This window comes from Streptomyces chilikensis, from assembly GCF_001642695.1.
GTDB lineage: Bacteria > Actinomycetota > Actinomycetes > Streptomycetales > Streptomycetaceae > Streptomyces > Streptomyces chilikensis.
Genome location: NZ_LWCC02000102.1, coordinates 1 through 996, shown reverse-complemented (window position 1 = coordinate 996; position 996 = coordinate 1). Strand labels below are relative to the sequence as shown.

The 996-nt window shown below is 71.3% G+C and carries 1 protein-coding gene; it reads left to right on the top strand.

All coding sequences use genetic code 11. The annotated features are described in order from the left end of the window. Nucleotides 1–996 (top strand): acyltransferase domain-containing protein (locus tag A2U95_RS24500; RefSeq protein ID WP_166026839.1); only part of this gene is annotated, 996 nt, incomplete at both ends.

Genomic DNA, 996 nt, shown 5'->3' with positions numbered 1-996 from the left:
CGGCCCCGCCGCGCCGCCGTCTCCTCCTTCGGCATCAGCGGCACCAACGCCCACGTCATCCTCGAAGCACCCGACGCCGAGGACGACCGTGAGCCCGGGGAGGACGGAGGCGTCCCGGTCACGGGTCCGCTGTCATGGCCGGTCTCCGGCATGTCGGAGCGCGCTCTGCGTGCCCAGGCCGAACGGCTGCGCGCCTACGCCGTGGACGCGCCCGACCTGCTCGACGTCGGACACTCGCTGGCCACCACCCGTGCGGCCCTTCCCCACCGGGCCGTGGTCCAAGGGCACGACCGCGACGCGCTCGTCGCGGCGCTCGGTCACCTCGCCCTGGGGGAGGACAGCGCCGAAGGAATCGTGCGAGGCGTGGCCTTGGGCGGCGAGACGGCGTTCCTGTTCTCGGGCCAGGGCTCGCAGCGGGCGGGCATGGGCCGTGAGCTGTACGAAGCGTTCCCGGTGTTCGCCGACGCCTTCGACGCCGTCTGCGCGGAACTCGACAAGCACCTGGACCGCCCGGTCAAGGAGCTGGTTTTCGACACGGAGTCGGACCTGCTGGACCGGACGGTCTACACGCAGGCCGGCCTGTTCGCCGTCGAGGTGGCCCTGTTCCGGCTGATGGAGCACTGGGGCGTCACGCCGGACTACCTGCTGGGCCACTCCATCGGCGAGCTCGCCGCCGCACACGTCGCCGGCGTCTGGTCTCTGGAAGACGCGGCCGCACTGGTGGCCGCCCGTGGCCGGCTGATGCAGGCCCTGCCCGAGGGCGGGGCAATGGTCGCGGTGCAGGCCACCGAGGACGAGATCCTGCCGCTACTCACCGACAACGTCTCCATCGCCGCCCTCAACGGCCCGAACTCCGTCGTCATCTCCGGCGACGAGGATGAGGTCACCGCGATCGCCGAGCGGTTCGCGAAGTCCAAGAAGCTGCGGGTCAGCCACGCCTTCCACTCCCCCCGCATGGAACCGATGCTGGAGGAGTTCCGGCAGATCCTGCAGACG